The sequence below is a fragment of the Levilinea saccharolytica genome (genome assembly GCF_001306035.1).
GTDB classification, from domain to species: domain Bacteria; phylum Chloroflexota; class Anaerolineae; order Anaerolineales; family Anaerolineaceae; genus Levilinea; species Levilinea saccharolytica.
Map to the genome: position 1 here is coordinate 78,391 of NZ_LGCM01000035.1, position 26,992 is coordinate 105,382.

Here is a 26,992-nt window from a genome sequence, read left to right on the forward strand (position 1 = left end):
TCCAATTATAGCATAGGCACAAACAAACGCCCCGCCGGTGAGGGCGGGGCGTTCAACGGGGGAAGAACCTACCTATAAGGAATTTCCGCAGTAAGGGCAGTGACTCCATCCCTCCTGCACCGGCTTGCTGCACTGCCCGCAAACAGCCGTCGAAACGCTTTCCACCGGGGCTGGGACGGCTGCGGGCTGCCGCCCGCGCCGCACCAGGGCAACCACGCCCCAGGCCGCCAGCCCCAGCAAGGCCAGGGGGATCACCAAACGGCCCAGCATGAACAAGCCGCCGCCCAGCATGCCCCAGGCGCCCATGCGGCTGTTCATCATCGAACGGCCGTAGTTATCATACATGCGGCCGCGGCCAAAATCGCGCGGACCGTCAAACCCTGGACGGTCAAAATCGCGCGGGCCATCAAACCCTGGGCGGCCCCAATCGCGGTCCATCATGGGGTGTCCCCAGGTCGGCCCGCTGAAGCTGCTCATGCGCTGCCAGCGCGTGCCCATGCCAAAAGCCAGCGCGGCCAACAGGGCCAAAACAGCCACCGCGCCCACACTGATCAAAATCCACCGAACGGTTTTACTCATGGTTTTACTCCTAAAAGAGAATCGCGATAGATACAGGTTCCAACACACTCCAGCATACCCAAAACTTATGAAGATTTGATGAAGATCTGATGTAGACTTTGAAAGAAATGGGCGCGGGTGTTGACGTTTGGACGGGCAGCAAAATTTCTATGCCCGGCGTAGGGGTCCAATCATGTCACCGCGACCCTCAGTGCGGGGGCGCGGCGGTCTCTCCTCCATTTTACAATGAGATCGTACGGACACCGCTTGGGCAGGCAGCAGGTTTCCATGCCCGGCGTAGGGGTCCAATCATGTCACCGCGAGGCCGGTGATCTCCCGGCCGTGGCGGTCTCTCCTCCTGTCAACAATGAGATCGTACCGAGGCCGTATGACCGCCAACAAAAAAGGGGCGCGCCGCTGGCGCGCCCCGTATATCATCTTTTCTCAGCTCGCCTCAGGCGGCCTGATATTTTTCCGTGCCCAGCACCGCCAAAATCTCACCAAAGTAAATGCGGTGATAATCTTTCAGGGAATAATGGCGGGCGATGTCATCCGCGATGAACCGCGCCGGGTCCATATCATCCCAGTACTGCTTGCGGCACTCCACCACCAGCTCCGCCTCGGCAAAAGCCGGGGCCGCCACGCTGGAAGCAGCCACCGGGGTCAGCCCCGCCGCGGCAATCTTATCCCCATCCCGACCGGAGCGCGTCCCCAACAGATTCAGCGCCTCGTGGTACTGCATGGGAAAAGCGCACAGGGTGAAGGTGTCGTATTTCTCCATGAATTCAAAGGTGTAGCGGGTGGGCCGCACCACAACCTGCGCGAAGGGCTTGTTCCACATACGCCCAAAACTGCCCCACCCCACCGTCATGGCGTTAAACTTCCCGCTGGCAAAATCCCCGGCGGTCAGCAGCAGCCAATCCTTACCCCACAGACTGCAGCAGCGCAGCAGCCAATCTTCGACCTGAATCGGTTTCACAGACATCTTTCCCTCCAGTTCTGGTCTCATGGGTGAAGCCGCCGGTCCGAGCAGCCCCTACCCGTACAAATCCCGATTCTTGAAAGGAATCAGGGCCAACACAACCCCCTCGCTGATCAATCCGGCGCGATCCAACACATCACCCGTCAGCAGCCCCACCGCCCCATTCTGGCGGCTGGAACCGTTTCTGCCAAACACACGGTCGTCGGCCTCGCCCAGCGCCACCCCCTGCCGCACCCATTCGGCCACCGCCGGGGGCAGGAAGAACGCGCCCGTGCGCGCCTTGCCCGAGCAGCCTTCGGCCAAAATCACCACCCAGGCAAAGGCCGCCAGCCCGCCGCCCATCTCTTCCACCCCACCTTCCACGCCCACCCAAAAATCCGCCTGCGGATTCTGGCGGGCGGCGTTGCGCGCGCGGTTAAAAGCGCCCCGCAGCGTTTCTTCATCCGAAAACGGCTGTTCCGCCACTTCGGAAGGCACGTTGACGCCATCAAAGGCCAGGGGCTCTTCAGGGAACATGCGCTGAAACCCGCTGCGCACCGCCGCCAGCTTGGCCGGGTTATCCGAAGCCAACACCACGCGCCTCACCGGATCAGCCTCCCCGAAGGGTCAAAATCCTGCGGGGTGGTGAACCCCAACACAAATTGGGCCGCCGGGCCGGAAAGATGCTCTACCCGGCACCAGCTGACCAAATCCGCGCGCACGCGGCCGTTGCATTCCGCCAGGCGAATTTCACTGATGGAGCAGTTTTGGTTCGGTTCGCGCCGCAGCGCCATCGCGTCCACATCCGGACACAAATCCTGCAAACAAAACGAGAACATGCCCCCGTGGCCGACCACCGCCATGCGCTGGCCGGTTTTTCCCGCGCACATCTGGCGCAGCCCGTCTTGAAACCGCGCCCACACCGAATGGTAATTTTCGCCGCCAGGCATGGAAACGTCCAGCTGGCCCGCTTTCCAGGCTGCGATCACCTGGTCGTGCGCTTCCCACACATCCTGCGTGGGGGGCACACCCTCCAGGTCGCCCACGTTCACCTCGCGGAAGGCCTCAATCTCCACCGGCTGCAAGCCCACCGCCGCCCCAATGATCTCGGCGGTCTGGCGCGCCCGCCGCAGCGGGGAACAGTACAGGTGATCAATGGCCTGACCGCGGAAAAACTCCGCGGTCTGCCGCGCCTGCAGCACGCCTTTGGGCGTCAATGCATAGTCTACTTTTCGATAGGAAAATTCTTTGGTCAAATTCGCCAGGTTTTCAGCATGGCGAACCAGGAAAATGGTGTTCATCCCTTACCCTTAAGTTGAAATGTGAGAACAGGCTCATTTCCATTCTACCCTAAGATGGCCGCAGGAAAACCCTCGCAGCGGTATTTTTTTCGGTCACCCTGATAAAAATACCCCCCTGGTGCAGGCACCAGAGGGGTGGGAAGGGGGGAAACCGAGGAATTAGCGGATGGTGTAGGTCAAATCAGCGTTCACGGTGATCATCAGCTGGCCCGCCGAAACCGGAGGGGCCGCCGCGTCCATGGCCATGCCGCCCTTGCCTTCAAACACCGGGATAGGCGCGCCGGAGGTGTAGGAGTTGAGGCTCATCAGGTCGCCCAGTTCAACCCCAGCCGCACCGGCCAGTTCCACCGCGTTGGCTTTGGCGTTGGCGATGGCCAGCTTGCGCGCCTCAGAAACCGCGGCGCTCTTGTCGGCCACATCAAACGAGATGCCGTTGATGGTGTTGGCGCCCACCGAGACCACCTTGTCCAACAGTTCGGGAAGCACCTGCAAACTGCGCACGGTCACGTACACGGTGTTGTTCACCTGGTACACTACGCCCGTCATCTCGCCCGTGGGGCTGTACTGCTGCATGGGGAAGATGTTGAACGAGCTGGTCTGAATGTCTTTGCCCTCCACGCCCAATTCCTTCAGCGCGTCTGCCACAGCCTGGGCTTGCTGGTTGTTCTCACGCAGCGCCGTGGCCACGTTGGGCGACTGGTTCTGCACACCGATAGAGACGTAGGCCAGGTCTGGGGTCAAATACACCTCACCCACACCGTTAGCGGTCATCTGACGAACGGGCGCATTGGCAGCCGGGGCGGCCACTGAGGCCAGCGGAGCGCAAGCACCCAAAGCCAGAGCCAGAACAGCGGTGATCATTAAAACTGCAAAACTTCGTTTCATTGTTTCCTCCTTAATCGGAACCTCTTTTGATGTACCTAAGACGAACACCCTGCCAAAAAGTTCCAGGAACTGCCCGTCAAAAAATGAGAAAACTCTAAGCTCCAGGTAGTTGAATTAATTCAATAAACGTGATACTATATCGTTAGTTCGTCAACCGGTTGCCCCCCTCAATCGGTTGGCGAACTGCTTTTAACCTCGAATTTTCACCAAAAACCGCCGCCTGACAGCATGCCCAGGCGGCGGTGATTTTTAACCGTTGAGAAGAAGCCTTTACGGCAGGGTGACGATGCGCAGGCTGCCCATAGGCACTTCCACGCGTACGCGCAGCACATTCGCCGCGCCTTCGGCCCCGGGGGAATAGATGCTGCGGCCGTTTTTGCTGTAGCCCGCCGGAAGCGAGATGCCGGTGATGCCCGTGTCGGTGTCAATCTGCACATGCGCACCCGCCGGAACGCGCAGCACCACCGAACCGATCGCCACCTTGACCTTCGCGTCCAAAGTCCCCTCGGCCGGCAGGGTCAGCGTGGATTCGCCGATGGCCATTTCCACCGCCGCCTCGTTCACCTGGGTGCCGCTCAAATCCACCTGCTGCTCGCCAATAGCCAGATGCGTGCGCAGAGACAGCGGCACAGCCTTGGTAAGAGTGAAATCCAACCCCATCTGGCGGTTGAAGCCCAGGAAGGTGGTGGTATCACCCACCGCGCTCACGCGCAGACTGCCCACCCCACCCGACACCGCATAATCTTGAGTCAGGCGCAAATTGGAAGGCAGGCTGGAAACGCCCGAAATCAGTTCACCCGCGGCAGCTCCCCCCTCCAGTTTCAGCGAGCCGACCGGCAGATCCAGGTTCACATCCGCGCTGGTGGCGCCCTGCAGCGGCTGGCTGAAGTTGGAACCCTGCACCACCAGGCCCGCCGCCGAAGAGGACAGCACCAGCCAGAAGAGCGCCGCCACCACCACCAGCCCCAGGCCCACACCCAACAGGCCCGAAAGCAGCCCGCGGCGGCCGATGAGCAGATCCAGACCCCAGGCGATGATGAAAAACGGCCAGTAGCGGATGAGAATGCCGAAGGAACTGGCGGTCACCATCCCCAGGTTCGAAAGCAGCAGCAGCACGCCGAACCCGATAAAAATGACGTTGCCCGCGAAGCCCTCGCGTTGGTAGAGCCCGTCCAGGCCGCCCACCACGAACAGCAGCGGCCACAAGCGCCAGATGGAACTCCAGGTGGTCTGCGGCAGAACGTTTAAGGTGTTGAGCAGCAGCAGCGCGCCCGCCAGGATCATCATCAACGGCCAAAAGATGCTGTGCGGCCGCCGACGAACTTCCCATTTCACAGAGGTTTTTTCAGACATGGTTAACTCCCTCGCAAACTGCGGGTCAGCAAAGCCACACCCGCCACAATCAACAGTCCCGCCCACACCACTTCCCCGCGCAAAAAGTGCAGCCAGGGGATATTGAGGCTTTGCAGCAAGAAATACACGCCCACCAGCAGCAGGGCAATCCCCACCAGACGGGTGCGGTTGGTGTCTGAACGGCGCATGGCCTCGCCAAATTCCTCACCCATCCGCCGGGCGCGGTCGCCAAAATCTGCCTGCGAATCCGGCTCATCTTTCACCGGCAGCAAAATCCACAGCAGGAGGTAAATGCCCACCCCCATGCCGCCGGTCAAGGTGAACAGGAGGAAGAAAAGGCGCACGATAGTCACATCAATGTTCAGGTATTCCGCCAGCCCAGCGCACACCCCGCCCAGCATAGCTTCTTTCCGTATCCGGTATAGACGGTTCATCTTAACCTCAAGACCCGCGAATGGAGCGGAAGATCAGGTACACGCCGCCCAAAATCAGCGCGGCAGGCCAAACGTAATTCACCAGCGCGCCCGCCGAAAAGAGCACGCCCACGCCCAGCACCAGCAGCACGCCCGCCGGAATCCAGGGCCAGCTCATGCGCTCTTTGGGCAGCAAGGCCACCAGCGCAAAGGTGAGCGCCAGACCCAGGAAGAAGACCCCGCCGCCTTCCAAGGCAGCGAACTCATCCAGCGCCGCCACCACCGCCAGGGTGGTCAGAGTCCCGGCCGGAATCAGCGCCCACCAGAAATCGCGGCGCAGCACATAAACCAGCCAGAAGGCCAAAGCGATGCCGCCCAGGAAGAACCCGCCGCCCTTATCCGCAAAAGCGGGAAAGAACTGAGTCAGCAGCATCAGCCCGCCCAAGGAAAGCAGCACCATGCCGGGGATGACCGCCCACCAATGCTCGGTGCGGTTGCCCCACACCACCGAAAGGAAAGCCAGCCCGCCCAGGGCAAACAACACGCCGAACAAAACCGCCACCAGGCTGCCGGAGGGGGATAAAATCCCCAGGCTCTGCAGCAGTGCCAGCGCGCCCAAAGCGATCAGACCCACCCCCAAAATCGTACGCCAATCCCGTGCTTTCATGATTCCCATCCTTCCGCAAACAAGTGAAACTTATAGAATTTGAATAGAAGCCGCGCCGCCCTCGACGAAGATATCCACGCGGTTGGCAGCCGTGGCGTAAGAGTCGGATTCATAGAAGCCGTCGCGCTTGGGGAAGCGGCTGGTGTTCACGTCAATGCCCATCAGGCCCGACGAAACTTCAATATGCGCCGCCACACCTTCAGGCACGCGCAGCCGCACCGAGGCCGCGCCGCATTCCACCTTCACGCGCGTCATGCCCGCCTGCTCCGGCAGCATCATCACCAGCGAGCTGGCCCCGGTTTCCACCTTGATGTCCGCCACCTTCAGGTGGGTCAAATCCACCTGGGCTTCATTGGCGCCCATCTCAAACTTCAGTTCCAACGGAATTTCACGCGTCAGGCGCACATCCCAGGAAAAACCTTCGGTGTTCAACAGGCCGGGGACGATCACCAGATTATCGGCTTTCAAATGGACCTCGGCCAGGTCGCCCAACCGCTCGGCCGTGGGCTGCACCCCGCCCACAAAGGTGCCTTGCAGCAGCGCGCCCGTCCCCGCCCCATCCCGCACGGAAAGCCGCCCGGCTCCGTGGTTAAAGCGAATGGAAGCCCGCCGCGCGCCTTCCAGCGGCAGGTCCAGGGTTTCTTCTTCCCGGTTGGGCTTAAACAGGCGCGGGCCGATCAAAAACCACAGCCCCGCGAAGATCAGCAAGCCCGCCCAAAAGAAATTGAGCCAGCCCTGGGGCAGCACCCCAATGGAATTCGCCAGCAGGGTGATGCCGATGACAGTGACGACGATTCCCCAAAACAGTGTGTTCTTACGCATGATTTTCGCTCCTGAACAACAAAAAAAGTGAGACGACGGTCTCTATCCATGTATACGCAGATGAAAGCCAAGAGTTGCAAAATGATACTGCAAACCCGCCGCAGCGGCGCAGAAATGGACACCTGACCAACCAAAACCCTACTTACGGCCAGGATGCAGGTGCGGTGTATTCGATTGGGTGCAACCTTTAAGAAGAAGTGTGCGCGAGATTAAACCAATGGATAACCGGCGGCGCGCAGCGCGGCGCAGGCCGCCTCCAGCGTTTCCGCTTTGACCAGCACATAATCGGTGTCAAAGGTCGAAATGGCAAAAATGCTGATACCCGCCTCCGCCAGGGGACGGGCAATCCCCGCCAACACACCGGTCAGGCCAAAATCCAGCGGGCCTGAAACCTTCAAGATGCGCCATCCACCTTCGCAGCGCCCCTGCGCGGGGGCGGCGGCCTGCGGCACCACCAGCGAAAGCTCCTCATCCGTGCGCACCGCCGCCCAGAACGGTCCGGCAGCCCCCTCCGCGGGCCATTCAGCCCGCCGATCGAGGCGGCACACCGCATATTCCCCCGGTAAAACCGTCAGCGCCGGTAAAGCGGCCATACTCACCTTTCCCATCAGGCGTCGTCGGGTTCGTTCCGGCTGGCCAGCAGGCGCGCCTTCTGCCATTCCGGCACATGACTCTCTTCGGCCAGCATCAGTTTCAGCTCATACATCTGGTCGCGCAGGGCGGCCGCTCGTTCAAATTCCAGGTTGCGCGCCGCCTCTTTCATCTGCTTTTCCATCTCCGCGATCACCCGCTTCAGCTCGTTCTTGGGCAGCACCCCGGCGCCTTGCGCCCCGGCCTGATATTCTGCCCGCGCCTCGGCCACATAAGAGGGCGACAGGCGCGCGGTGATGTCTTTGATGGCCTTGAGGATGGTCGCCGGTTCAATGCCGTGTTCCTGGTTGTAGGCCTGCTGCTTGGCGCGGCGGCGGGTGGTTTCGTCAATCGCGCGCGCCATCGAATCGGTGATGCGGTCGGCGTACATGATCACCCGCCCGTGGGCGTTGCGCGCCGCCCGCCCGATGGTTTGGATCAGGGCGGTGTCGGAACGCAGGAAACCTTCTTTGTCCGCGTCCAGGATGGCCACCAGAGAGACCTCCGGCAAGTCCAAGCCTTCGCGCAGCAAGTTGATGCCCACCACCACGTCGAACACGCCCAGGCGCAGATCGCGCAGAATGCCGATGCGCTCCAGCGTCTCCACTTCCGAGTGCAGGTAATGCACCTTGATGCCCAGCTCCATCAGGTACTCCGAAAGGTCCTCGGCCATACGCTTGGTCAGCGTGGTCACTAGGGTGCGTTCGCCAATCTCTATCCGCTTGCGGATTTCGCCCAGCAGGTCGTCCACCTGCCCCTGGGTGGGGCGCACCTCCAGCTCCGGGTCCACCAGACCGGTGGGGCGGATGATCTGTTCCACCACCTGATCGGTCAGCTTCATCTCATACGGGCCGGGGGTGGCCGAAATGTACATGGTGTAGCCCTTGTGCGCCTCAAATTCATCAAAGGTCAGCGGGCGGTTATCCAGCGCGGAGGGCAGGCGGAAGCCAAATTCCACCAGGGTGCCCTTGCGTGAACGGTCGCCGTTAAACATGCCGCGCACCTGCGGGATGGTCATGTGCGACTCGTCAATGATCAGCAAATACTCGCTGGGCAGGTAATCCATCAGAGTCCAGGGGGCCGAACCCGGCGCGCGCTGATCCAGATGGCGGGAGTAGTTCTCGATGCCGGAGCAGTAGCCCACCTCGCGCAGCATTTCCAGATCGTAGCGCGTGCGCTGCTCAATGCGCTGGGCTTCCAGCAGCTTCTCGTTGGCGCGGAAGTTCGTCAGCTGGCTTTCCAGCTCGTTTTCAATATCGGTGATGGCCTGCTTCAGGCGGTCTTCCTGGGCGATGTAGTGCTTGGCGGGGTAAATATCCACCTGGGTCAGCGTTTCCACGATTTCGCCCGTCACCGGGTTAACTGCCAGGATGCGCTCCACCTCATCCCCAAAGAAGGTGATGCGGTAGGCCAGGCGGTCTTCATAGGCCGGAAAGACCTCCAGCGTATCCCCGCGCACGCGGAAGATGCCGGGGCGCACTTCCAGGTCGTTGCGCTGGTACTGGCTCTCAATCAGTTGGCGCAGCAAGGCGTTACGGCGGTAAATCGCCCCCGTCTCCAGGTGGATGACCACCTTGCCGTAGGCCGAAGGGTCGCCCAGACCGTAGATGCAGGAAACCGAGGCGACGATGATCACATCCCGCCGCGACATCAGCGAAGTGGTCGCCGCCAGACGCAGCCGGTCAATCTCTTCGTTGATTTGCGTCTCTTTTTCAATGTACAGGTCGTGAGCCGGGACGTAGGCTTCCGGCTGATAGTAGTCGTAATACGAAACGAAATACTCCACCGCATTGTTGGGGAAGAACTCTTTAAACTCGGCGTACAGCTGTGCGGCCAGGGTCTTGTTGTGGGCGATGACCAACGCAGGCATCTGCGCCTGCTGGATCACATTGGCGATGGTGAACGTCTTGCCGGTGCCGGTGGCGCCCAGCAAAACCTGGTTGCGGTATCCTTTACGCAGGCCTGCAACCAGCTCCTGAATGGCTTCAGGCTGGTCGCCGGTGGGCTGGTAGGGCGAATTCAGTTGGAATTGCATACGGATCAACCCCTTTGCTAAGCAGGCAATTGAAGGACAGAAATTCTATTATACCGGAAAGGCGGAGGATTTTCACAACGAGTTCAAAAAAGAAGGCAGCAGCGGGAGGGAGGGGAGATCCGCTGCTGCCTTAGGAAGTGGGCAAAGAAGGGGGTTAGGGTGTCTCCACCGGCGGCGCATAATAGTGGAAGATCCAGATGCCGGAGCCGGGTTGGGTTTTCTTTTTCAGGTCAAAATAGGCGGTTGAATCGACAGTTTCATTATACTGAATTCCGCGTCCAATTACCATCACCCAAGTTTGCCCAGGTTTTAAAGGAAAGGGCTTTCCCTGGGCGTCCACAAAGCGAATCGGGCGAATTTTGCCGGTGGTCTTTTCGTAGGTCTCGTTGCGCGTGCTCCAAAACACTTCATACATCTGCCCGTCGCGGAAAACCACCGCCGGCATCTTGGTGATGTACAGGAAATCAATGCCAATCACCGTCTCGGCCTCGGCGTGGTGATCGGCAAACAGCACTACCACGTTCTCAAAGCTCAGCGGCTCGCCGGTCAGGCGGTCGGTCATCTCGGTAAAGGTGCTGCCGTCGGCGTTGTCCTGCCAGCGGTGATAGCCGCCGGTTTTTTCATCGTAGCGCCAAAAGACCTGGTTCAAGAAGCTCCACGGCAGCCACAGCACCGTGCCGGCCTTGCCGCCTTCCGGCGGCACAGAGGCGTAGCGCTGCCCGCTCAATTGGACCTCACCCAGGCGCTTCTGCTCAGCGCGGGCCACCTCTTCCAGGCGGGTCACATCCACCATCGCGCTGTTGATGTCGTCGCTGTCGCTGCCGAACACGTTGGTGACGTAATTCAACTGGCGGGCGATCTTCTCCGCCGCCGAAGCCATCACCAAAAAGCCGCTGTACAGTTTGCGCAGGGCCTCATACGGCTTGCGGCCAGAACGCACCGGCCCCACCGCGGGGTTCTTGGATTGATCCTTATCTTTTGCGTCCGCCAGGGTGGGGTAATCGCCGTAAAACACCGCCAGGAAGCGCGAAGTGCCTTCGCCGATGTACATTTCATACACCACCGGGCTGAAGGACAACCCCGCCTGCGGGCGCGCCGAGGGTGGGAAATTGGTGATCGAAACCAGCGCGGGCGGGATCTTGAGCGCATCGGGATCTTTCACCGGCAGACCGGTGAGGGGGTTGACCCCTGCCGGAAAAGTGTCGGGGCCAACATCCACCCCCGCATCCTTTTTGGACTCGGCGGAGGCAGCGGTGGGTGCGGTTGTGGGGACGGCGCTGGGCGCCGTGGTGGGGGTAACTTTCGGAGTTGGAGCCGTGACCGTGGGGGCAGCGGCCGCCGGGGCCTGCGCCTGGGCCGTGATCGGCGCGGCGGATAACCCCGCGCGCTGCAAACTGCACCCGCTCACCAGTAAACTCAGCACTAAGAACAAATAAATCGCCTTACGCATACCCTCTCCCATCCATACCAAAAGCGTGGGGATACCCCAATTGGAATCCCTTTAAAGCCATTGTACTCGTTTCAGCGCCAGATTCACCTTTCAAAATTGATGCGTTCGGCGTAGGGTACAGCCCTTCACGGCGTGCTCATGCGCCACACCGCGTCCAGGGCCTGCAGCGCCGTCAGGTTGCGGTTGGGCCAGCCGTATTCGGGCAGCTGCCAGCGGTCAAACTGACACAGCCCGCCGGTGCTGGGGGAATAGGTGAAATGCGCCCCATCCTCGCGCAGCCCAAAGCCCGGCAGATCGCGCGTGGCCCGCCACAAATTCCACACCGGCACATTGTATTCCATCGCCAGGCGGGCGATGATGCCGTTAAAGCTCTCATCCCCTTCCAGGTTGTCTGCCTTGGTGGCCACAATGGGCACAATCCCCTGTTCCAGGGTGAATTCCAAAATGCGCCGCAGGCTCTGTTCAAACAGTGTGGGGCCTTCGTTCACGTCATTGGTCCCCAAAGCCACAAAGGCGTAACTGGGGCGGTACAGACGGTATTCGCAGGCCAGCGCAGATTCGTTCTCCAGGCAAGCCCCGTCCTCCCCCCAATCCAGCGAAAGCGCCCCGGTGGCGGTCAGCCCATTGCGCGCCACGCGGCTGGTGCGCGCAAACGACCCGGCAAATTGCTCAACGGCCGGCTGTAAATCCGTGTAGGCCCCCAGGTTGTAGGCGTGCGGCCCCTGGTCAAAACAGGCCAGGAAAAACGGCATGGTGCTGTTGCTGTCGCCCACCTTCGAAAACACGCGCGGGTTGGCGCCGCGCTCTTGACCCAGGGCGAAGATTTGCGCCGCATGCGCGTTGGCCGCGGGGATCACCGGCCATTCGCGCCAGCCGCTGGAATCCGGCGTGGACGTGGGCAGCGAGGTGTAGGTGGGAGCCAGCGTTTCGCTTGGGCGCGGTTGAGGGGTGCGGCTGGGCAAGGCTGTGAGGCTGGGCAGGGGCGCAGGCGTGGACGTGATCGTGGGTATGGGGTTGGGCGCCAGCCAGGCGGCCGCCGACCAGGGCGCGACGAAACCCGCGCCAAACAGCAGAATTTGCAAGCCCAGGCAGACTCCCATGCCAGCCGCCGCCGCAAAGAGCAGCCAGCGCCGCACATTTTTGGTGCGCGCGGCATGGGGCGCTCTTGGAAGGGTGGGAATTTCGTGTGTCACAAGCGCTATTGTAACTTAACCTGAGGCCCCCTGCAGCCCCGCCGGGTGGAAATATTCACCAAACAACTCAGGATTAATATCAGGCAAAATGAGTGCTTTACTCTTAATGAAATGCCCCCCTGGGTTGATACAATGATTGCGGGCGGATACCCCCTGGGGGGTGTGTTTCGTGACCCTCCGATCCGATCTAATCCATTTTTTCATGAGGAATTCTTATGCCAGAAGAAGATCCCCGAATCCTTGAACTGCGCGCTATGCGGGAAAAAGCCCGTCAGGGCGGTGGGAAAAGCCGGATTGAGAAGCAGCACGCCAAAGGCAAGCTGACCGCGCGGGAGCGCCTGGAACTGCTCCTGGACCCCGGCACCTTCCACGAATTGGAACCCTTCGTCGTGCAGCAGGCAGACGAGCTGGGCATCAGCGATGAAAAATTCCTGGGCGACGGCGTTGTCACCGGCTACGGCATGATCGAAGGCCGCACGGTGTACACCTATGCGCAGGATTTCACCGTCAACGGCGGGGCCCTGGGCGAGATGCAGAGCCGCAAGATCTGCCGCGTGATGGACCTGGCCGTGGCCAGCGGCGCCCCCATCGTCGGTCTGATTGATTCGGGCGGCGCGCGCATTCAGGAAGGCGTTCACAGCCTGGGCGGCTACGCCGAAATCTTCCGCCGCAACGCCCTATATTCCGGTGTGGTGCCCCAGATCAGCCTGGTATTGGGGCCTTGCGCGGGCGGCGCGGCCTATTCCCCCGCCGTCACCGATTTAATCATCATGGTGGATCAGCAGTCCTACATGTTCCTCACCGGCCCCGAAGTGATCAAGTCCGTCACCGGCGAGATCATTGACTTCGAAGGCCTGGGCGGCGCCGCCGTTCACCTGGGCGTCAGCGGAACCTGCCATTTGATGGCCGCCAGCGAACAGGACGCCCTGACGCTGTGCCGCACAGCCCTGGGCTACTTCCCCGCCAATTACATCGAGAATCCCCCCGCCCAAGACAATCAGGACGACCCCCAACGCATGGACCCCGCCCTCAATGAGATCGTCCCTCTGGATCCTGGTTTGGCTTACAGCATGCACGAAGTCATCAACCGCGTGGTAGACCGCGGCTCCTTCCTGGAAACGCAGAAAACCTTCGCCTGCAACGCCATCACCGGCCTGGCCCGCATGGGCGGCATGCCCGTGGGCATCGTGGCCCAGGAACCCAGCGTGATGGCCGGCGTGATTGACATTGACGCCGCCGATAAAATCTCGCGCTTCGTGCACATGTGCGATGCCTTCAACATCCCCCTGGTCACCTTCGTGGATTCGCCAGGCTTCCTGCCGGGTGTGGATCAGGAACACCGCGGCATTATCCGCCACGGAGCCAAAGTGCTGTATGCCTATTCGGTCGCCAGCGTGCCCAAGGTGAGCATTGTCACCCGCAAGGCCTACGGCGGCGCGTATGTGGTCATGAGCAGCAAGTACATGGGCTGCGACGTCAACTACGCCTGGCCCTCCGCCGAGATCGCCGTCATGGGGCCGGAAGGGGCTGCCAACATCCTCTACCGCAAGCAGATTGACGCCGCCGCTGACCCCGCCGCCGAGCGCACCCGCCTGACGGATGAATACCGCAAGAGCTTCCTGAACCCCTATGCTTCCGCCAAAGCCGGTTACATTGATGACGTCATCGAGCCGCGCGAAACCCGCCCCCTGGTCATCGCCGCGCTGCAGGCCCTGCGCACCAAGGTAGCCCAGACCCAGCCGCGCAAACACGGCAACATGCCGGTATAAAGGAGATTGGTGATGGGATCTGCGTTGACAAACGCCCTGTTAATCACCGCCATCGGCATGGGCCTGGTATTTTTGGCCATCCTGGCGTTGTGGGGGCTGATGGAATTGATGGTGCGCCTGGGGGCAGACCGGGCAGAGGCTGCGGAAGAAAGCTCCGCTTCCGAAGCTGCCGATGAAACCCCCGTGCTGACCGACCCGCGCAAAGCGCGCGCGGCCGCCCTGGCGGTGTCTGTGGCCCTGGCCCTGCGCCAGCGCTCCGCCGCTCCGGCTGCCCCGGCCAGCGGGTTAAGCGCCTGGCAAGCCGTTCTGCGCGCTGGCCAGCTGACCCAGCAGATGCAATCTTATAACCGACGATCTCGAGGAAATCAGCGATGAAAATTCGTGTCAAAATTGATGAACAAACCTATGATGTCGAGGTCGGCGACCTGAACGCCCGCCCCATCCTGGCCACCCTCGAAGGCGAGACCTTCGAAGTGTGGCCCGCGGAGGAAAGCGCAGAGCTGAGCCCCGCGGCGGTGGAACCCGGCTGCGAGCCCACCCTTGCCGCTCCCGCTCCTGCGGCGGCGGGCGGCCCGGCTGTGGATAAATCCAAATCCGTGCAGGCCCCCATCCCCGGCGTGATCCTCTCCGTGGCGGTTAAGGCCGGCGATACGGTCAAAACCGGCCAGGAACTCTGCCTGTTGGAAGCCATGAAGATGAAAAACGCCATCCGCGCCAACCGCGATGGGAAAATTGCCAACGTGCTCGTCGCCTCCGGCGACGCCGTACGGCACGGCCAGGTATTGATGGAATTTGCGGATTAAGGGGCGGTCTGATGGACTTTACCCAACTGCTGCAAGATATCTCGCGCGGGGTCACCTCCTTCACCTGGGGTAACGCGGTCATGATCGCCGTCGGGTTGATCCTGATCGCCCTGGCCGTGGTGAAAGAATATGAACCCGTGCTGCTGCTGCCGATTGGCTTCGGCTGCATTTTGGCTAACCTGGGGATGTCGGTAGAATCCGGCATGATGAAGGTGATTTACGACGCCGGCATCAAAACCGAGCTCTTCCCCCTGTTGATCTTCATCGGCGTGGGCGCCATGATTGACTTCCGCCCGCTGCTGGCCATGCCTCACATGGTGCTGCTGGGCGCCGCCGGACAGTTCGGCATTTACGGCACGCTCATCCTGGCCACCCTGCTGGGCTTCCCCCTCAACCAGGCGGCCTCCATCGGCGTGATCGGCGCCATTGACGGCCCCACCGCCATCTTCGTGGCCAGCAAACTCGCCCCCGAAATGTTGGGCGCTATCGCCGTGGCGGCCTACTCCTACATGAGCCTGGTGCCCATCATCCAGCCGCCCGTCATGCGCCTCATGACCACCCGCAAAGAGCGTCTGATCCGCATGGAATACACCGCGCGGCCCGTCTCCAAGCGCGTGGTCATCGCCTTCCCCCTGGTGGTCACCGTCATCGTCAGCATCCTGGCCCCCGACGCGCCCCCCCTCATCGCCACCCTCATGCTGGGCAACCTGCTGCGCGAAAGCGGCGTGGTGGAACGTCTGAATAAGACCGCCCAGAACGAACTGATCAACATCACCACCCTCTTCCTGGGCCTCGCCATCGGCGCCACCATGACCGCCGCCTCATTCATCAAGTGGCAAACCATCATGGTGCTGCTGCTGGGTCTGCTGGCCTTCGTGCTCGACACTGTGGCCGGTCTGCTGTTTGGCAAGCTGATGTGCTTCATCACCCGCGGCAAGATCAACCCGCTGATTGGGGCCTGCGGCATCAGCGCCTTCCCCATGGCCGGGCGGCTTTCCGCGCAGATGGCCCAGCAGGAAGATTACAACAACTTCATCCTCATGCACGCGATGGGCTCCAACACCGCGGGGCAGCTCGGCTCGGTCATCGCCGGCGGCCTGCTGCTGGCCCTGGTGAGCGGCATGCTCTAGACCTTTTTCTGGCGTAATCCCCCCAACGGGGCAGGGAGCAAGCAGCCCTGCCCCGTTTTGTTTGTTCACCTGTACAATAAAGAGCAAAGGATTTCAACGCCCAAAAGGAGAGAACCATGAGCGAGCTGCAGCCCAATTTCAGCCTGGCCGGTCAGGTGGTGATGTTAACCGGGGCCAGCCAGGGCATCGGTTACGGCCTGGCCAAGGCGCTGGCGGGGGCCGGGGCCAAATTAGCCCTGTGCGCGCGCAGCCTGCCGGCTTTGGAAGGGCTGGCCGCCGAAATTCGCGCCGCGGGGGGCGAAGCCCAGCCCTACGCGCTGGATGTGCGCGATCTGGCCCAGATTCAAAGCGCGGTGCAGGCCGTCCAGCGCGACTTTGGCCGGATCGACGTGCTGGTCAACAACGCCGGTTTAGGCTCCAACCAAAAGGCCGAGGAAGTCACCGAAGCCGAATGGGATGAGATGATGGATGTCAACCTGAAGGGGCTGTTCTTCTGCGCCCAGGCCGCCGGTCGGGTGATGCTGGCCCAGGGGCACGGGCGCATCATCAACATGTCCTCCCAAGCCGGGGTGGTGGGCATCCGCGAACACGCCGTCTACAGCGCATCGAAAGGCGGCGTCAACCTGCTCACCAAAGTGCTGGCCCTGGAATGGGCCGCGCGCGGGGTGACCGTCAACGCCGTAGCCCCCACCTTCATCTACACCCCCGGCACCGCCGAACGCCTGGATAACCCCGACTATCTGCGCGGGGTGCTGGATCGGCTGCCCATCGGGCATGTCGGCACCATCGCGGATGTGGCCGCCGCGGTGATTTACCTGGCCTCACCCGCGGGCGGCATGGTCAACGGCACGGTGCTGCTGGTGGACGGCGGCTGGACGGCGCAATAATACAGCCCGCGTCTCAGCGTCCCATCTGAAAAATATCCCCGGCGGCGATCCACCCGGCCCGCTCCACCCAGGCGGCAATCCCCCGGCGGTGCACGGCCGCCTTGGGAAAGGCCCCCGCCAGATCCGCCCGTTCGGGGAAATGGCGGTTCACCTCTGCCCCCGCCACGCGGCAAGGCGCGTTTTCCCCCTCCACCACCAGCACCGCATCGCCGGGGAAAAACAGGCGCTTGCCCGGCGGCAGCTGGGTCAGGTGGGGCAGGCCGGAAATCAGCAGGTTAGCCCCCAACCATTCGGGCAGCAGCGCGGGGATACCCAGCACGCCGGCCACCTCCGCCAGCTCTTCCACCGACACGATCGTCAATTGGCGGCTGTTGCGCATGGGCGTTCCACGCGGATACCAGGGCGTGCGCGCGTCCGCCGGGCGGGTAAAGCCGTAGTGCTTGTCCCCCACCACGCCTTCCAGGGTCACTTCGATTCTGTCCTGCGCCTCCGCGGCGATAGAATCGGCCTGGGATGCCGTCAACACCTGTTCCACACGGGCCGTCTGATCCAGATTCATATTTCTTCCTCCAAGGGCGTAAAAATATGCGGGTGCGCGTCTAAATTATAGATGATTTTTGTCTGATTTACAAAAAGCACCCCTCCATTTCGGCCGTCAAAATCCCCACCCGCCGGTATAATCAACAGCAGCGCAAGTCAGGCTCGCGCTGATTTCACCCCACCTCAGGGAGACTCATCCCATGCACACTTCCAAAACCGTCCGCTACGCCATGTTTGGGCTGCTGTATTTTGCGCAAGGAACCATCCTGGCCTATTTCACCGCCCTCAACGCCCTGTACTTCCTCTCCAAAGGGCTGAGCATGACGGATGTGTCCATTTTCGCCACCATCGCGCTGATCCCCTTTGTGATCAAGATCTTCCTGGGCATGCTCAGCGACCGGGTCAACCTGCTGGGCATGGGCCACCGCAAGCCCTACATTTTGCTGGGACTGCTGGTGCAAACCCTGTGTCTGATCCTGGCTCCGTGGATTGACCCCGCCAAACATTACTGGGGCTTTGTGGTTCTGGCCTTTGTGCTGCAAATGGGCATGGCCCTCTACGACACCTGCACCGACGGCCTGGCGCTGGATACCACCCCCGAATCGGAGCAGGGCACGATCCAGGGCTTCATGGTCGGCGGGCGGGCGGTGGGGGTCATCGTCACCTCCTCGCTGGTGGGGCTGCTGGCCCAACATGTCTCCTGGAGCGCGGTCTTCTGGAGCCTGGCCGGCCTCACCCTGCTTCCGCTGGTGCTGGTGCTGGGTGTGCGCGAAGCGGCTCAGCCGGTGGAACGCCAGTTCCAATGGAGCGCCTTCCGCGCCTTCAAACAAGGCCGGGTGCTGGCCCTGGCCGGCCTGGGGATGATCTTCTTCTTGATCATCGCCGGAGCCAACCAGTTGGTCAATCCCTTCCTGCAGGCCACCTTTAACATCTCCCTCAGCACCGCCGGGTTCTTGACCACCGTGTGGGGCCTGGGGGTGGTGCTGGGCGGGGCCACTGGCGGCCAGTTATACAGCCGGGTGGGCCACCGCCGCGCCGCGCTGATCTGCATGGCGGTCGGCCTGGGGGCCATCGTGCTGCTGGCCTTCACCCCCAGCGCCGCCCTGGCCTGGGTGCTGGTGGCCTTCTTCGGGCTGGCCTATGGGGCTTACCAAACCCTGTACTTCGCCCTGGCCATGCGCTTCACCGTGCCGCAGATCGCCGCCTCCATGTTCTCCATCCTCATGGCCGTCACCAATATCGGCCAGGGCATTGGCCTGGGGCTGAGCGGCTTCCTCTCCGACAACATCGGTTTCCAGATGGCCTTCCTGGCCTTTGCCGCCTTCAACCTGCTGGCCCTGCCCCTGCTGCCCGCCGTCTTTGGCAAAAAGGCGGCCTGAGATGAGCGTGCCGCTGTGGATGCACATCCTCAATTATCTGGAAATCTCCGAGCGCCTGGGCACGGGCGGCATGCCCACCCGTGAACAGTTGGCCGCCCTGCCCGCGGCGGGGTATCAGGTGGTCATCAATCTGGCCGTGCCCGAATCCCCCAACGCCGTCCCAGAGGAAGCCGAACTGGTGCGTCAGTTGGGCATGACCTACCACGCCGTGCCGGTGATTTGGGAACAGCCCACTGCCGAAAATTTGCGCGCCTTCTTCGCCGCCCTGGAAGCCCACCCCGAGGAGAAGATCTTCGTCCACTGCGCCATGAACATGCGCGTTTCCATCTTCGTCTGCCTCTACCGCGTGCTGCGCCAGGGGCTGCCCCTGGTTCAGGCTCTGGAAGATGTGCACCAGATCTGGCAGCCCAACCCCACCTGGCAGGCCTTTTTAGAAGAAATGCTGTCGGCAGGATGACTACCGCCCACTCGGCCCGCTTTCTGGTAAAATCTACTGTCAGGCTCGCCCTGTCCATTTTTCCCCAACCGCTGCAGGAGGTTGTGCATGCCCTTTGTAATCGGTGAAACCGTAGGGCCGTATCGTCTGACCGAGCAATTAGGTCAGGGAGGCATGGCCACGGTATTTAAAGCCTACCATGCAGCCCTCGATCGGTACGTGGCCATCAAAGTCCTGCATCTGGCTTTTATGGAAGACCCCAGCTTTTTGGCGCGCTTTCAGCGCGAAGCCCGCGTGGTGGCCCGGCTGGATCATCCTCACATTGTGCCCATCTACGATTTTGCCGAACACGAAGGCCGCCCATATCTGGTGATGAAATTCATCGAGGGCGACACCCTCAAGGCCCGCCTGGAACAGGGACGGCTGCCGCAAAGCGAAATTCTGCGCATCATCGAGACCATGGGCGCCGCGCTGGAATATGCCCACCAGCAAAATGTGCTCCACCGCGATATTAAGCCCTCCAATGTGCTTGTCGCTCAAGACAACCAACTGTACCTGACCGATTTTGGCCTGGCGCGCATGGCCGAAACCGGCGAAAGCAGCCTGACCGCCGACCGCATGGTGGGCACCCCCCAATACATGTCCCCGGAGCAGGCCCTTTCTAAGCCCGACCTGGACGCACGCTCTGATATTTATTCCTTCGGCGTGATGATGTACGAAATGCTGGTGGGCCGCGTGCCCTACAACGCCGATACCCCCTTCGCCATCATCCACGATCACATCTACACCCCCCTGCCCCTCCCGCGCGAGGTCAACCCCGATATCCCCGCGCCGGTGGAACGCGTGCTGCTCAAGGCCCTGGCCAAAGACCCGCTGGACCGCTTCGCCTCGATGAGCCGCCTGATCGAAGCCTACCGCGCGGCGGTGGCCCCCGGCGGCGAAGACCTTCTGGCGGGCGAGGTGGGGCTGGACGCCACCCAGTCTGCCCCCAGCCTGTTCTCCACCTCCACACCTGCGCCTGCGCCCGCGGCGGAGCCTGCCGCCAAGGTGTCCGTTTCGCTCGAAGCGGATGTACCCAAAAAGCGCCGTCCCACAGGCTGGATGCTGGGCTGCGGCATCAGCGCGCTGGTGATCACCGTGCTGTGCCTGTTCATGGGCCTGCGCGCCTTGATCATGGACACAGATGGATTTGTCACCCAGGTGCAGACCGGCCAGGCCATGGCCACCAGTATTAACCATCCCGACTTTAACCCCGAAAGCCTGTTAACCCTGGTCCCGGGAGAATTTGGCCCCGAAGCGATGGCCACCTTAAACGTCCTCTTTGAGGAGAATGGCAGTCAAACCCCCACTCTGGCCGTTTCGCCGTCCACGCCCATTCCCTCGGCTGACCGTGAGGCAGCCCTTGCAACCCTGCACGAGGCCATCACTGCCTGGGATCAGGGCAACCCCCAAAAAGCGCGCGAACTGCTCAATAAAATGCGCGAACAAGCCGCTGGAGATGTGGACGTTTATGAGCAAGGGTTTCAGGTGGTGCGCGAGCGCAACGCCTGGGCGCTTGGAGCCATGATCTTGCTGGAAAAAGAGCGCCGCCTGCCGGGGGATCTGGTCTTGCTCAAGCTGCCCGCAGCGCATGAGATTGTTTTTGAGGCGGCCAAAGACCCCGCTGTAAAAGATGTGTTTGAGCGCAATGCAGACGACCCCTTGCTGGCCGCTGCCCGTATCCGTTATGTGCTGCACCACGGTCGTTTGGAAACCGCCCAGCAGGAACTAGAAAAAGCCCTGAAAACGCCCAAAACTCTGCGCGATTTCCCAGAAATACATTTGGTTGAAGCCGAGCTGTACATTAAACAGGGTGATGCCGTCAAAGCCCAAAAAACCCTGGAGCAGCTGCTCAAAAACCCCGATCTGCTGCCGCCCTGGCTGCAGAAACGGGCTGAAGAAACCCAAAAGGGCTTGCAGTAAACCTCTAATTTGGCAATCTAAACCCAATGGAAAGGGAGAATTTTTGATGAGAAAACCTTTTGTTGCTGGTAACTGGAAGATGAACAAGACCGCGGCCGAAGCCCGCGCCCTGGTGAGCGAGATGCTGCCGGGTCTGCGCGCGGTGGAAACGGTGGAACGGGTGATTTGCCCGCCCTTCACCGCCCTCAGCACCGTGGCCGAACTTCTGGCGGGCGGGCCGGTGGGCCTGGGCGCGCAGAATATGCATTGGGAAGCCTCCGGCGCTTTCACCGGTGAGGTGGCCCCCGCGATGGTGAAAGAATTTTGCCAGTACGTTATCCTCGGCCATTCGGAACGGCGCGCCTACTTTGGCGAGACGGATCAAACCGTCAACCGCCGCCTCAAGGCCGCTCTGGCCGCGGGTCTGACCCCCATTGTGTGCGTGGGCGAGACCCTTCAGGAAAATGAAAGCGGTCAGACCTATAAAGTTGTTTCCGGGCAGGTGCGCGGCGGGCTGGAAGGCCTGAGCGTGGAAGAAGTCGGCCGCCTGGTCATCGCCTATGAACCCGTGTGGGCCATCGGCACGGGCCGCGCCGCCAGCGGCAGCGACGCCAACGCCGTGGTGGACGGCATCATCCGCCCCACCCTGCAGGAAGTCTTCGGCAATGCCGCCGCCGACGCCATGCGCGTGCTCTACGGCGGCTCGGTCACCGGCGCCAACGCCGCCGAGTTCTTCCAGATGCCCGGCATTGACGGCGCCCTGGTGGGCGGCGCCAGCCTGAAACCCGCCGATTTCGTCAAGATCGTGCAGGCAGCCGCGCAGTGAGCCTGGCCACCTGGGACGGCGTGATCTGGCTTTTGGCCTGTTTCCTGCCCTTCCTGTGGGTTCAGCGCAGACTGCACCGCGAAATTCAATCGTTTTTTCTGCTTCTGACCCGGCGCCCGCAGGTGGCGCTGGGTCTTTTTTCTTTGCTGTTCTTCCCCGGTGTGCTGCTGCACGAAGGCAGCCACTACCTGACCGCGCGTCTTTTGGGGGTGCGCACCGGCAGCTTTTCCCTGCTGCCCCAGGCCCTGCCCGACGGGCGGCTGCGCCTGGGCTATGTGGAAACCGCCCAGGCGGATGTGCTGCGCGAGGCTGCCATCGGCACCGCCCCGCTGATCACCGGTGCCCTGGTCACCGCCTGGTTGGGGTTGGGGCCGCTGGGTCTGGGCGCGCTGCCCCCCCTGGCCTTCGCTGGAGATTGGAGCGGCCTGTGGTTGGGGCTGAAGGAAATCCCCCACCGCCCCGATTTTTGGCTGTGGTTTTACCTGGCCCTCACCGTCAGCAGCACCATGCTGCCTTCGGCCTCCGACCGGCGCGCCTGGCTGCCGCTCTTTTTGGGGCTGGGGGCGCTGGTGGGGTTGGCCGTGCTGGCTGGGGCCGGGGAGTGGATGCTGGCGAATCTGGCCCCCCGCCTGAACCAGGGGCTGCACGCCCTGGCGGGCGTGTTTGGCATCAGCCTGGCCGTCCACGCCGCCCTCATCTTACCGGCGGCCTTGCTGCGCTGGGGGCTCAGCCGTTTGACCGGGCTGGAAGTGCGCTAAGACTTCACAGATTTGTTAAAAAATCAATCCCGCAAAGAGATTGTCATTTTGCGGGGTTCTGCATATAATAGAATATCGTTTGGGTTTTGCCCTATAGCGATCTTCTTTGCCCCCGTTCGCGGGTGGGGAGGGTCACTATTTTTTTTGCCTACACATCTCTTTGTGCAAAACCTCACCTGAACCGTGTTTAACAAAGGAAGATTTATGTCCCCCAAACTGTCGAAAGGCAACGTCCCCACCGGCAAACTATTAGATTTCAGGTAAAGGAGCTCGAATGCAAAAATTTCCCACCTCTTCCTACACGTCTCCCAAGATGGAGTTACGCTCTTGCCCAAAGAAGGGCAGCTATGGATTGTTCGCCCGAGAGGCGATTGACGCAGGTGAGATCCTGTGTGTGTGGGGCGGTGAGGTTGTGACCGAAGAAATGCTTGAACACATCCCCGCCGAACGAGCGCAGCATGGTCTGCAAGTAGAAGATCACATTTACCTGCTTCCATTGGTGGAAGGGGATCCGGCGGATTACGTGAACCATTCCTGTGATCCCAACGCCGGGCTGAGCGGCCAGATCTGCATGGTCGCCATGCGGGACATCCGTGAAAACGAAGAAGTTTGCTTCGACTACGCCATGTGCGACAGCACGGATTACGATGAGTTTGTGTGCGGGTGCGGCAGTGAAAAATGCCGCCACGTCATCACCGGCAACGATTGGAAAATTCCCGAATTACAAGAACGCTATGACGGCTACTTCGTGCCCTATCTGCAGCGCCGCGTGGACGCCATGCGCGCCAAGAACAACGGCCACAAGCACAAAGCCGTCGAGATGGAACTTTCCCTGGGCGACTGAAACACCCAAACCGCAGCATCCATACAAAGACGACCCGTTACCGCTGGGTCGTCTTTATTTTTCGCTCCCGCTCTCCGCCCACACCGTCGGCAGGTCAAACACGCGGGCAAAGACGCGCGCCAGAGCCTGCGCCGCCGCCTGGGTGTCCGGCGGGGCGTCCCGCAGCTCCGCCAGGGCCGTCATGCGCACGCCCGCCAGACCGCAGGGCACAATCCCCTGCCAGTAATGCATCTCCGGGGCCAGATTGAGGGCCAGGCCGTGGCGGGTGACGCCGTGCGCATCCACCTTGACCCCAATGGAAGCGACCTTGCCCCATTCCTCGCCCTCCAGCCGCACCCACACCCCCGTCAGCCCCTGGCGCGCCTGCCCCTCCACGCCGTATTCCGCCAGCAGTTGGATAATCACCTGCTCCAGGCGGCGCAGATACCCGGTGAAATCAGCCTGCGGCAGGCGCTCGCCCACCCAACCCGGCGGGGCCAGACGCAGCAGCGGGTAGGCCACCAGCTGCCCGGGGCCGTGATAGGTGATGTCGCCGCCGCGGTCCACCCAATGCACGGCAGCCCCCTGCTGACGCAGCTGGTCGGCATCCCACAGCAGATGTTCGGCATGTCCCTGCCGCCCCAGGGTGTAGGTGTGGGGATGTTCCAGCAGCAGCAAAACCGGCCCGCGCTGCCCCGCCGCGATCTCCGCTGCCAGTTGATTTTGCAGCTCCCAGCCTGCGCCGTACTCCACACATCCCAACCAGCGGCATTCCAGCGAAGTGTTCATGCGCCGATTGTACCCGAACTGCGCCCGGAAAGCGATTCTTAGAACGGATATACGCAAAGCAGGTCGTTTCTGTCTTGTTTCCTGGGGCACACCCATGTAGAATATAGGCAGTAGAAATTCGCTTCACAGGAGATCTGTATGGAACTATCCCTCGTTCCCATCGAAAAGCCTGAGGAGATCAATTTCATCCTGGGGCAGTCGCATTTCATCAAGACCGTCGAAGATATCCACGAAGCCCTGGTCAACAGCGTCCCCGGCATCCGCTTTGGGCTGGCTTTCTGCGAAGCCTCCGGCGCCTGTCTGGTGCGCTGGAGCGGCAACGACCCCGATCTCATCGCCCTGGCACAGAAAAACGCCCTAGCCGTGGGGGCCGGCCACAGCTTCATCCTCTTTTTGGGATCCGGCTTCTACCCCATCAACGTGCTCAAAGCCGTGCAGAACGTCCCCGAAGTCTGCCGCATTTTCTGCGCCACCGCCAACCCCACCCAGGTGATCGTGGCCGAGCAGGACGGCGGCCGCGGCATTTTGGGGGTGATTGACGGCAGCAAACCCCAGGGCATTGAGCAGCAAGATGGAATCGAATGGCGCAAGGGCTTTTTGCGCATGATCGGCTACAAATTGTAGGCTCATCCGCGCCCCTGGCACGCCTTTTGCACGCATCCAGCCTACGCCGGTTGGTTGCGGCGCGCACGGAAACTCACACTTAAGGAGATACGCTTATGAAGAAGATTCTGCCCTTGCTCCTGATGGCAGCCGTGCTGCTCGCCAGCTGCAGCGGCGGGGCTGGCGGTATGTCTGACAGCGATATGGCCACCCAGGTGGCGGCCATCCTGACCGGCATGCCCAGCAACACCCCTGGCCCCACCGAGCCGCCCACCGCCACCAGCCAGCCGACCGAACCCAAAGTGATCGAAATCACCCTGGAGCCCACGGCCACCGCGACGGAACAGCCCACGGAGACGGTTGAACCCACCGCCACCGAAGAAGCCGCAGCCGAAGTCTCCCCCACCACCGAAGAGAACCAGTCCGGCGGCGGCAGCCCAGATTCCACCGCGGCCCCCACCTCGGCCCCCGGCACCCCCGGCAGCCCCACCGCTCCCATCACCCTGACCCCCGGCGGCACGCCCACGGCCACCGTCATCCCCCCGGATGACCCGCGCGCGCGCCTGGGCAAGCCCACCTCGCAGGACCCCCTGGACGACGCCGACGCCTGGGTGTGGCCCACGGGCGCCAGCGATTACACCGAAGTGGCCTTCAAGAACGGCTCCATGTTCCTCAAGGGCCTCACCGAAGATTCCGGCTGGCGGCTGCCGCTGATTGACTCCGTGCCGGATATGTACATCGAGATGACAGCCGCCCCGCAGAAATGCGACAAGGCCGATAACTACGGCATTATCTTCCGCGTGCCCAACCTGCGCGACCCCCAACGCGGCTATCTCTTTGCCGTTTCCTGCGAGGGCAAGTTCGCCGTGTGGAAATGGGACGGCGAGGCCAAGCCCAAGGGCAAAGCCACCATGCTGATCTATTGGAAGGCCGACAAGGCCATCAACGCTGGGGCCGACCAGGTGAACCGCCTGGGCGTCATGGCCACCGGCAATCAGTTTGACCTGTACGTCAACGGCGTCAAGGTCGGCAGTGTCAGCGACACGTCCTACACCAAAGGCTCCTTCGGCGTCTTCGTCAACCCTGCCGCCGACACCGAATTCACCGTGCGCATTGACGAAATGACCGTCTGGCATCTGCCTTAAGTCACCTTCGCTTTGAGGAAAACAAATCCCCGGTGACCGCTGCGGCGGGCCGGGGATTTTTTATGTGCATTCTGCGCCGCGCTATTGCAGGGCGGCCTCCAGCTCCAGCAGCCAACGGTCCAAAATCTCCAAATCCGTGGCGGCGGTGGCCGGGTCGCGGGGCAGCTCACTGCGGGCCAGATCCAAGCGGCTGGCAATCCGCTCGGCGTCCGCCGGGCTAAGCGCCTGCAAACTGGGCAGGCTTTCGTTCAGCTGCGCCTGGGCGTCCTCCAGAGATTTATGCGCCATCTGTCCATCGCGGCGTTCCAGGGCCATGCGCGCCGTGGTCACCGCATAGAGCACTTTGAGCACCTGCGCGCGCGTCTGTCCGCGGGCGGCCAGGCTCTGCGCCTGGTCTCGATCGGCGCGGGCCGCGGTCAACTGGGTTTCCAGGCTGGCGGCCTGTTCCTGAGCCTGACTGAGCTGCGCCTGGGTGTCGGTCAACTGCGCCTGGGTGCGCTCCAGGCTCTGCTGGCTGGGCCGCCACAGCAGCAGCACGGCCGCCAGGAATCCCAAAGCCAACAGGCCCACCGTCACCCCGGCGATGCGCACCGCGGCGCGCATGCCGCGCCCCAGGCGGGTTTCCGGGTTGAACAAAAAGCCCATCACGCGCCGAAAGAGCGGCGGTTTGGGCGGCTCGGTGGGAGTTCCCCCTTCGGCTTCCCCCAATACGGGGGCTTCCTCCGCTGCCGGGCTTTCGCTCGTTTCGGGCTGGATGGGGGCTTCACCCTCCGCTGCGGCATCCGCAGGGGCCTCCCCCGTTTCAGGCTGCACCGGAAGTTCACCTTCCGGGGTCTGTTCCGTTTTTTCAGTTGTTTCTTCTGGTTTTGGCTCCAAAGTTTCGGTCATTCGGCCC

General features: G+C 61.9%; 29 protein-coding genes. 13 read left to right on the forward strand and 16 right to left on the reverse strand.

Features of this window, described 5'->3' with window-relative positions; genetic code table 11:
- Positions 1–72: 72 nt before the first annotated feature.
- From ADN01_RS09570 to ADN01_RS09630, 13 genes are all read right to left on the reverse strand, one after another.
- Positions 73–579, reverse strand: a complete 507-nt coding sequence (locus ADN01_RS09570) for a zinc ribbon domain-containing protein (protein ID WP_062419666.1) — start codon at positions 577–579, stop codon at positions 73–75.
- A 433-nt stretch (positions 580–1,012) separates the two neighbouring features.
- Positions 1,013–1,543 (reverse strand): flavin reductase, encoded by a 531-nt coding sequence (locus ADN01_RS09575; protein ID WP_062419667.1) that lies wholly within the window; start codon positions 1,541–1,543, stop codon positions 1,013–1,015.
- A 51-nt stretch (positions 1,544–1,594) separates the two neighbouring features.
- Complete coding sequence (gene yjjX / locus ADN01_RS09580; protein WP_062419668.1) at positions 1,595–2,125, reverse strand: inosine/xanthosine triphosphatase; 531 nt, start codon at positions 2,123–2,125, stop codon at positions 1,595–1,597.
- Positions 2,122–2,820, reverse strand: coding sequence for a histidine phosphatase family protein (locus ADN01_RS09585; protein WP_062419669.1), 699 nt, complete (start codon positions 2,818–2,820; stop codon positions 2,122–2,124). The genes yjjX and ADN01_RS09585 overlap by 4 nt, the downstream gene beginning before the upstream one ends.
- Before the next feature lie 159 nt (positions 2,821–2,979).
- Entirely contained in the window at positions 2,980–3,705 is a 726-nt protein-coding gene (locus ADN01_RS09590) for an SIMPL domain-containing protein (protein ID WP_082142964.1), read from the reverse strand.
- 270 nt (positions 3,706–3,975) lie between these two features.
- On the reverse strand, positions 3,976–5,058 hold the full coding sequence (locus ADN01_RS09595) for a LiaF transmembrane domain-containing protein (protein ID WP_062419671.1): 1,083 nt from the start codon (positions 5,056–5,058) through the stop codon (positions 3,976–3,978).
- 2 nt (positions 5,059–5,060) lie between these two features.
- The gene (locus ADN01_RS09600; RefSeq protein ID WP_082142965.1) at positions 5,061–5,492 is read right to left on the reverse strand and encodes a PspC domain-containing protein; all 432 of its coding nucleotides are present in this window, start codon (positions 5,490–5,492) and stop codon (positions 5,061–5,063) included.
- Positions 5,493–5,499: 7 nt separating this feature from the next.
- Entirely contained in the window at positions 5,500–6,138 is a 639-nt protein-coding gene (locus tag ADN01_RS09605) for a hypothetical protein (RefSeq protein WP_062419673.1), read from the reverse strand.
- 30 nt (positions 6,139–6,168) lie between these two features.
- A complete protein-coding gene (locus ADN01_RS09610) occupies positions 6,169–6,960 on the reverse strand; it encodes a hypothetical protein (protein ID WP_062419674.1) in 792 nt (263 codons plus the stop codon).
- A gap of 209 nt (positions 6,961–7,169) precedes the next feature.
- A complete protein-coding gene (locus tag ADN01_RS09615) occupies positions 7,170–7,553 on the reverse strand; it encodes an ACT domain-containing protein (RefSeq protein WP_082142966.1) in 384 nt (127 codons plus the stop codon).
- 14 nt (positions 7,554–7,567) lie between these two features.
- Positions 7,568–9,625 carry an excinuclease ABC subunit UvrB gene (uvrB, locus tag ADN01_RS09620; RefSeq protein WP_062419676.1) on the reverse strand — a complete coding sequence of 686 codons (2,058 nt, stop codon included), beginning with the start codon at positions 9,623–9,625 and terminating at the stop codon, positions 7,568–7,570.
- Between the two features lie 154 nt (positions 9,626–9,779).
- Positions 9,780–11,075, reverse strand: coding sequence for a DUF3048 domain-containing protein (locus ADN01_RS09625; protein ID WP_062419677.1), 1,296 nt, complete (start codon positions 11,073–11,075; stop codon positions 9,780–9,782).
- Positions 11,076–11,200: 125 nt separating this feature from the next.
- Positions 11,201–12,268 (reverse strand): hypothetical protein, encoded by a 1,068-nt coding sequence (locus tag ADN01_RS09630; protein WP_147238930.1) that lies wholly within the window; start codon positions 12,266–12,268, stop codon positions 11,201–11,203.
- A gap of 215 nt (positions 12,269–12,483) precedes the next feature.
- Between ADN01_RS09630 and ADN01_RS09635 the strand changes: the two genes are divergently transcribed.
- The 5 genes from ADN01_RS09635 to ADN01_RS09655 all read left to right on the forward strand — a co-directional run bounded on the left by ADN01_RS09635 (position 12,484) and on the right by ADN01_RS09655 (position 16,857).
- Positions 12,484–14,037 carry an acyl-CoA carboxylase subunit beta gene (locus tag ADN01_RS09635; RefSeq protein WP_082142967.1) on the forward strand — a complete coding sequence of 518 codons (1,554 nt, stop codon included), beginning with the start codon at positions 12,484–12,486 and terminating at the stop codon, positions 14,035–14,037.
- 12 nt (positions 14,038–14,049) lie between these two features.
- Positions 14,050–14,412: an OadG family protein gene (locus ADN01_RS09640; RefSeq protein ID WP_062419679.1), complete on the forward strand. Its 363-nt coding sequence runs from the start codon at positions 14,050–14,052 to the stop codon at positions 14,410–14,412.
- Positions 14,409–14,840 (forward strand): biotin/lipoyl-containing protein, encoded by a 432-nt coding sequence (locus ADN01_RS09645; RefSeq protein ID WP_062419680.1) that lies wholly within the window; start codon positions 14,409–14,411, stop codon positions 14,838–14,840. Before ADN01_RS09640 ends, ADN01_RS09645 begins: the two co-directional genes overlap by 4 nt.
- Before the next feature lie 11 nt (positions 14,841–14,851).
- Positions 14,852–15,970, forward strand: a complete 1,119-nt coding sequence (locus tag ADN01_RS09650; protein WP_062419681.1) for a sodium ion-translocating decarboxylase subunit beta — start codon at positions 14,852–14,854, stop codon at positions 15,968–15,970.
- Positions 15,971–16,095: 125 nt separating this feature from the next.
- Positions 16,096–16,857 (forward strand): SDR family NAD(P)-dependent oxidoreductase, encoded by a 762-nt coding sequence (locus tag ADN01_RS09655; RefSeq protein WP_062419692.1) that lies wholly within the window; start codon positions 16,096–16,098, stop codon positions 16,855–16,857.
- Positions 16,858–16,870: 13 nt separating this feature from the next.
- Here the strand turns inward: ADN01_RS09655 and ADN01_RS09660 are convergent, their stop codons facing one another.
- Complete coding sequence (locus tag ADN01_RS09660; RefSeq protein ID WP_062419682.1) at positions 16,871–17,416, reverse strand: MOSC domain-containing protein; 546 nt, start codon at positions 17,414–17,416, stop codon at positions 16,871–16,873.
- Between the two features lie 181 nt (positions 17,417–17,597).
- On the opposite strand from ADN01_RS09660, the gene ADN01_RS09665 reads away from it, so the two are divergent.
- The 6 genes from ADN01_RS09665 to ADN01_RS09690 all read left to right on the forward strand — a co-directional run bounded on the left by ADN01_RS09665 (position 17,598) and on the right by ADN01_RS09690 (position 23,581).
- Positions 17,598–18,776: an MFS transporter gene (locus ADN01_RS09665; protein ID WP_062419683.1), complete on the forward strand. Its 1,179-nt coding sequence runs from the start codon at positions 17,598–17,600 to the stop codon at positions 18,774–18,776.
- Between the two features lies 1 nt (position 18,777).
- On the forward strand, positions 18,778–19,233 hold the full coding sequence (locus ADN01_RS09670; protein WP_062419684.1) for a protein tyrosine phosphatase family protein: 456 nt from the start codon (positions 18,778–18,780) through the stop codon (positions 19,231–19,233).
- Positions 19,234–19,320: 87 nt separating this feature from the next.
- The gene (locus ADN01_RS09675; protein ID WP_062419685.1) at positions 19,321–21,174 is read left to right on the forward strand and encodes a serine/threonine-protein kinase; all 1,854 of its coding nucleotides are present in this window, start codon (positions 19,321–19,323) and stop codon (positions 21,172–21,174) included.
- Positions 21,175–21,220: 46 nt separating this feature from the next.
- Positions 21,221–21,979 carry a triose-phosphate isomerase gene (gene tpiA / locus ADN01_RS09680; RefSeq protein WP_062419686.1) on the forward strand — a complete coding sequence of 253 codons (759 nt, stop codon included), beginning with the start codon at positions 21,221–21,223 and terminating at the stop codon, positions 21,977–21,979.
- The gene (locus ADN01_RS19265; protein ID WP_062419687.1) at positions 21,976–22,737 is read left to right on the forward strand and encodes a hypothetical protein; all 762 of its coding nucleotides are present in this window, start codon (positions 21,976–21,978) and stop codon (positions 22,735–22,737) included. Before tpiA ends, ADN01_RS19265 begins: the two co-directional genes overlap by 4 nt.
- Positions 22,738–23,011: 274 nt before the next feature.
- Complete coding sequence (locus tag ADN01_RS09690; protein WP_062419688.1) at positions 23,012–23,581, forward strand: SET domain-containing protein; 570 nt, start codon at positions 23,012–23,014, stop codon at positions 23,579–23,581.
- A 54-nt stretch (positions 23,582–23,635) separates the two neighbouring features.
- Here ADN01_RS09690 and lipB read toward each other — a convergent pair whose 3' ends face one another.
- Positions 23,636–24,349 (reverse strand): lipoyl(octanoyl) transferase LipB, encoded by a 714-nt coding sequence (lipB, locus tag ADN01_RS09695; protein WP_062419689.1) that lies wholly within the window; start codon positions 24,347–24,349, stop codon positions 23,636–23,638.
- Between the two features lie 138 nt (positions 24,350–24,487).
- Here lipB and ADN01_RS09700 point away from each other — a divergent pair, with 138 nt between their 5' ends.
- Entirely contained in the window at positions 24,488–24,973 is a 486-nt protein-coding gene (locus ADN01_RS09700; RefSeq protein ID WP_062419690.1) for an adenosine-specific kinase, read from the forward strand.
- Between the two features lie 95 nt (positions 24,974–25,068).
- Positions 25,069–26,097, forward strand: a complete 1,029-nt coding sequence (locus ADN01_RS19270; protein ID WP_075071100.1) for a hypothetical protein — start codon at positions 25,069–25,071, stop codon at positions 26,095–26,097.
- 81 nt (positions 26,098–26,178) lie between these two features.
- On the opposite strand, the gene ADN01_RS09710 is transcribed toward ADN01_RS19270, so the two are convergent.
- Positions 26,179–26,985 carry an HlyD family secretion protein gene (locus tag ADN01_RS09710; protein WP_062419693.1) on the reverse strand — a complete coding sequence of 269 codons (807 nt, stop codon included), beginning with the start codon at positions 26,983–26,985 and terminating at the stop codon, positions 26,179–26,181.
- Between the last annotated feature and the right edge of the window lie 7 nt (positions 26,986–26,992).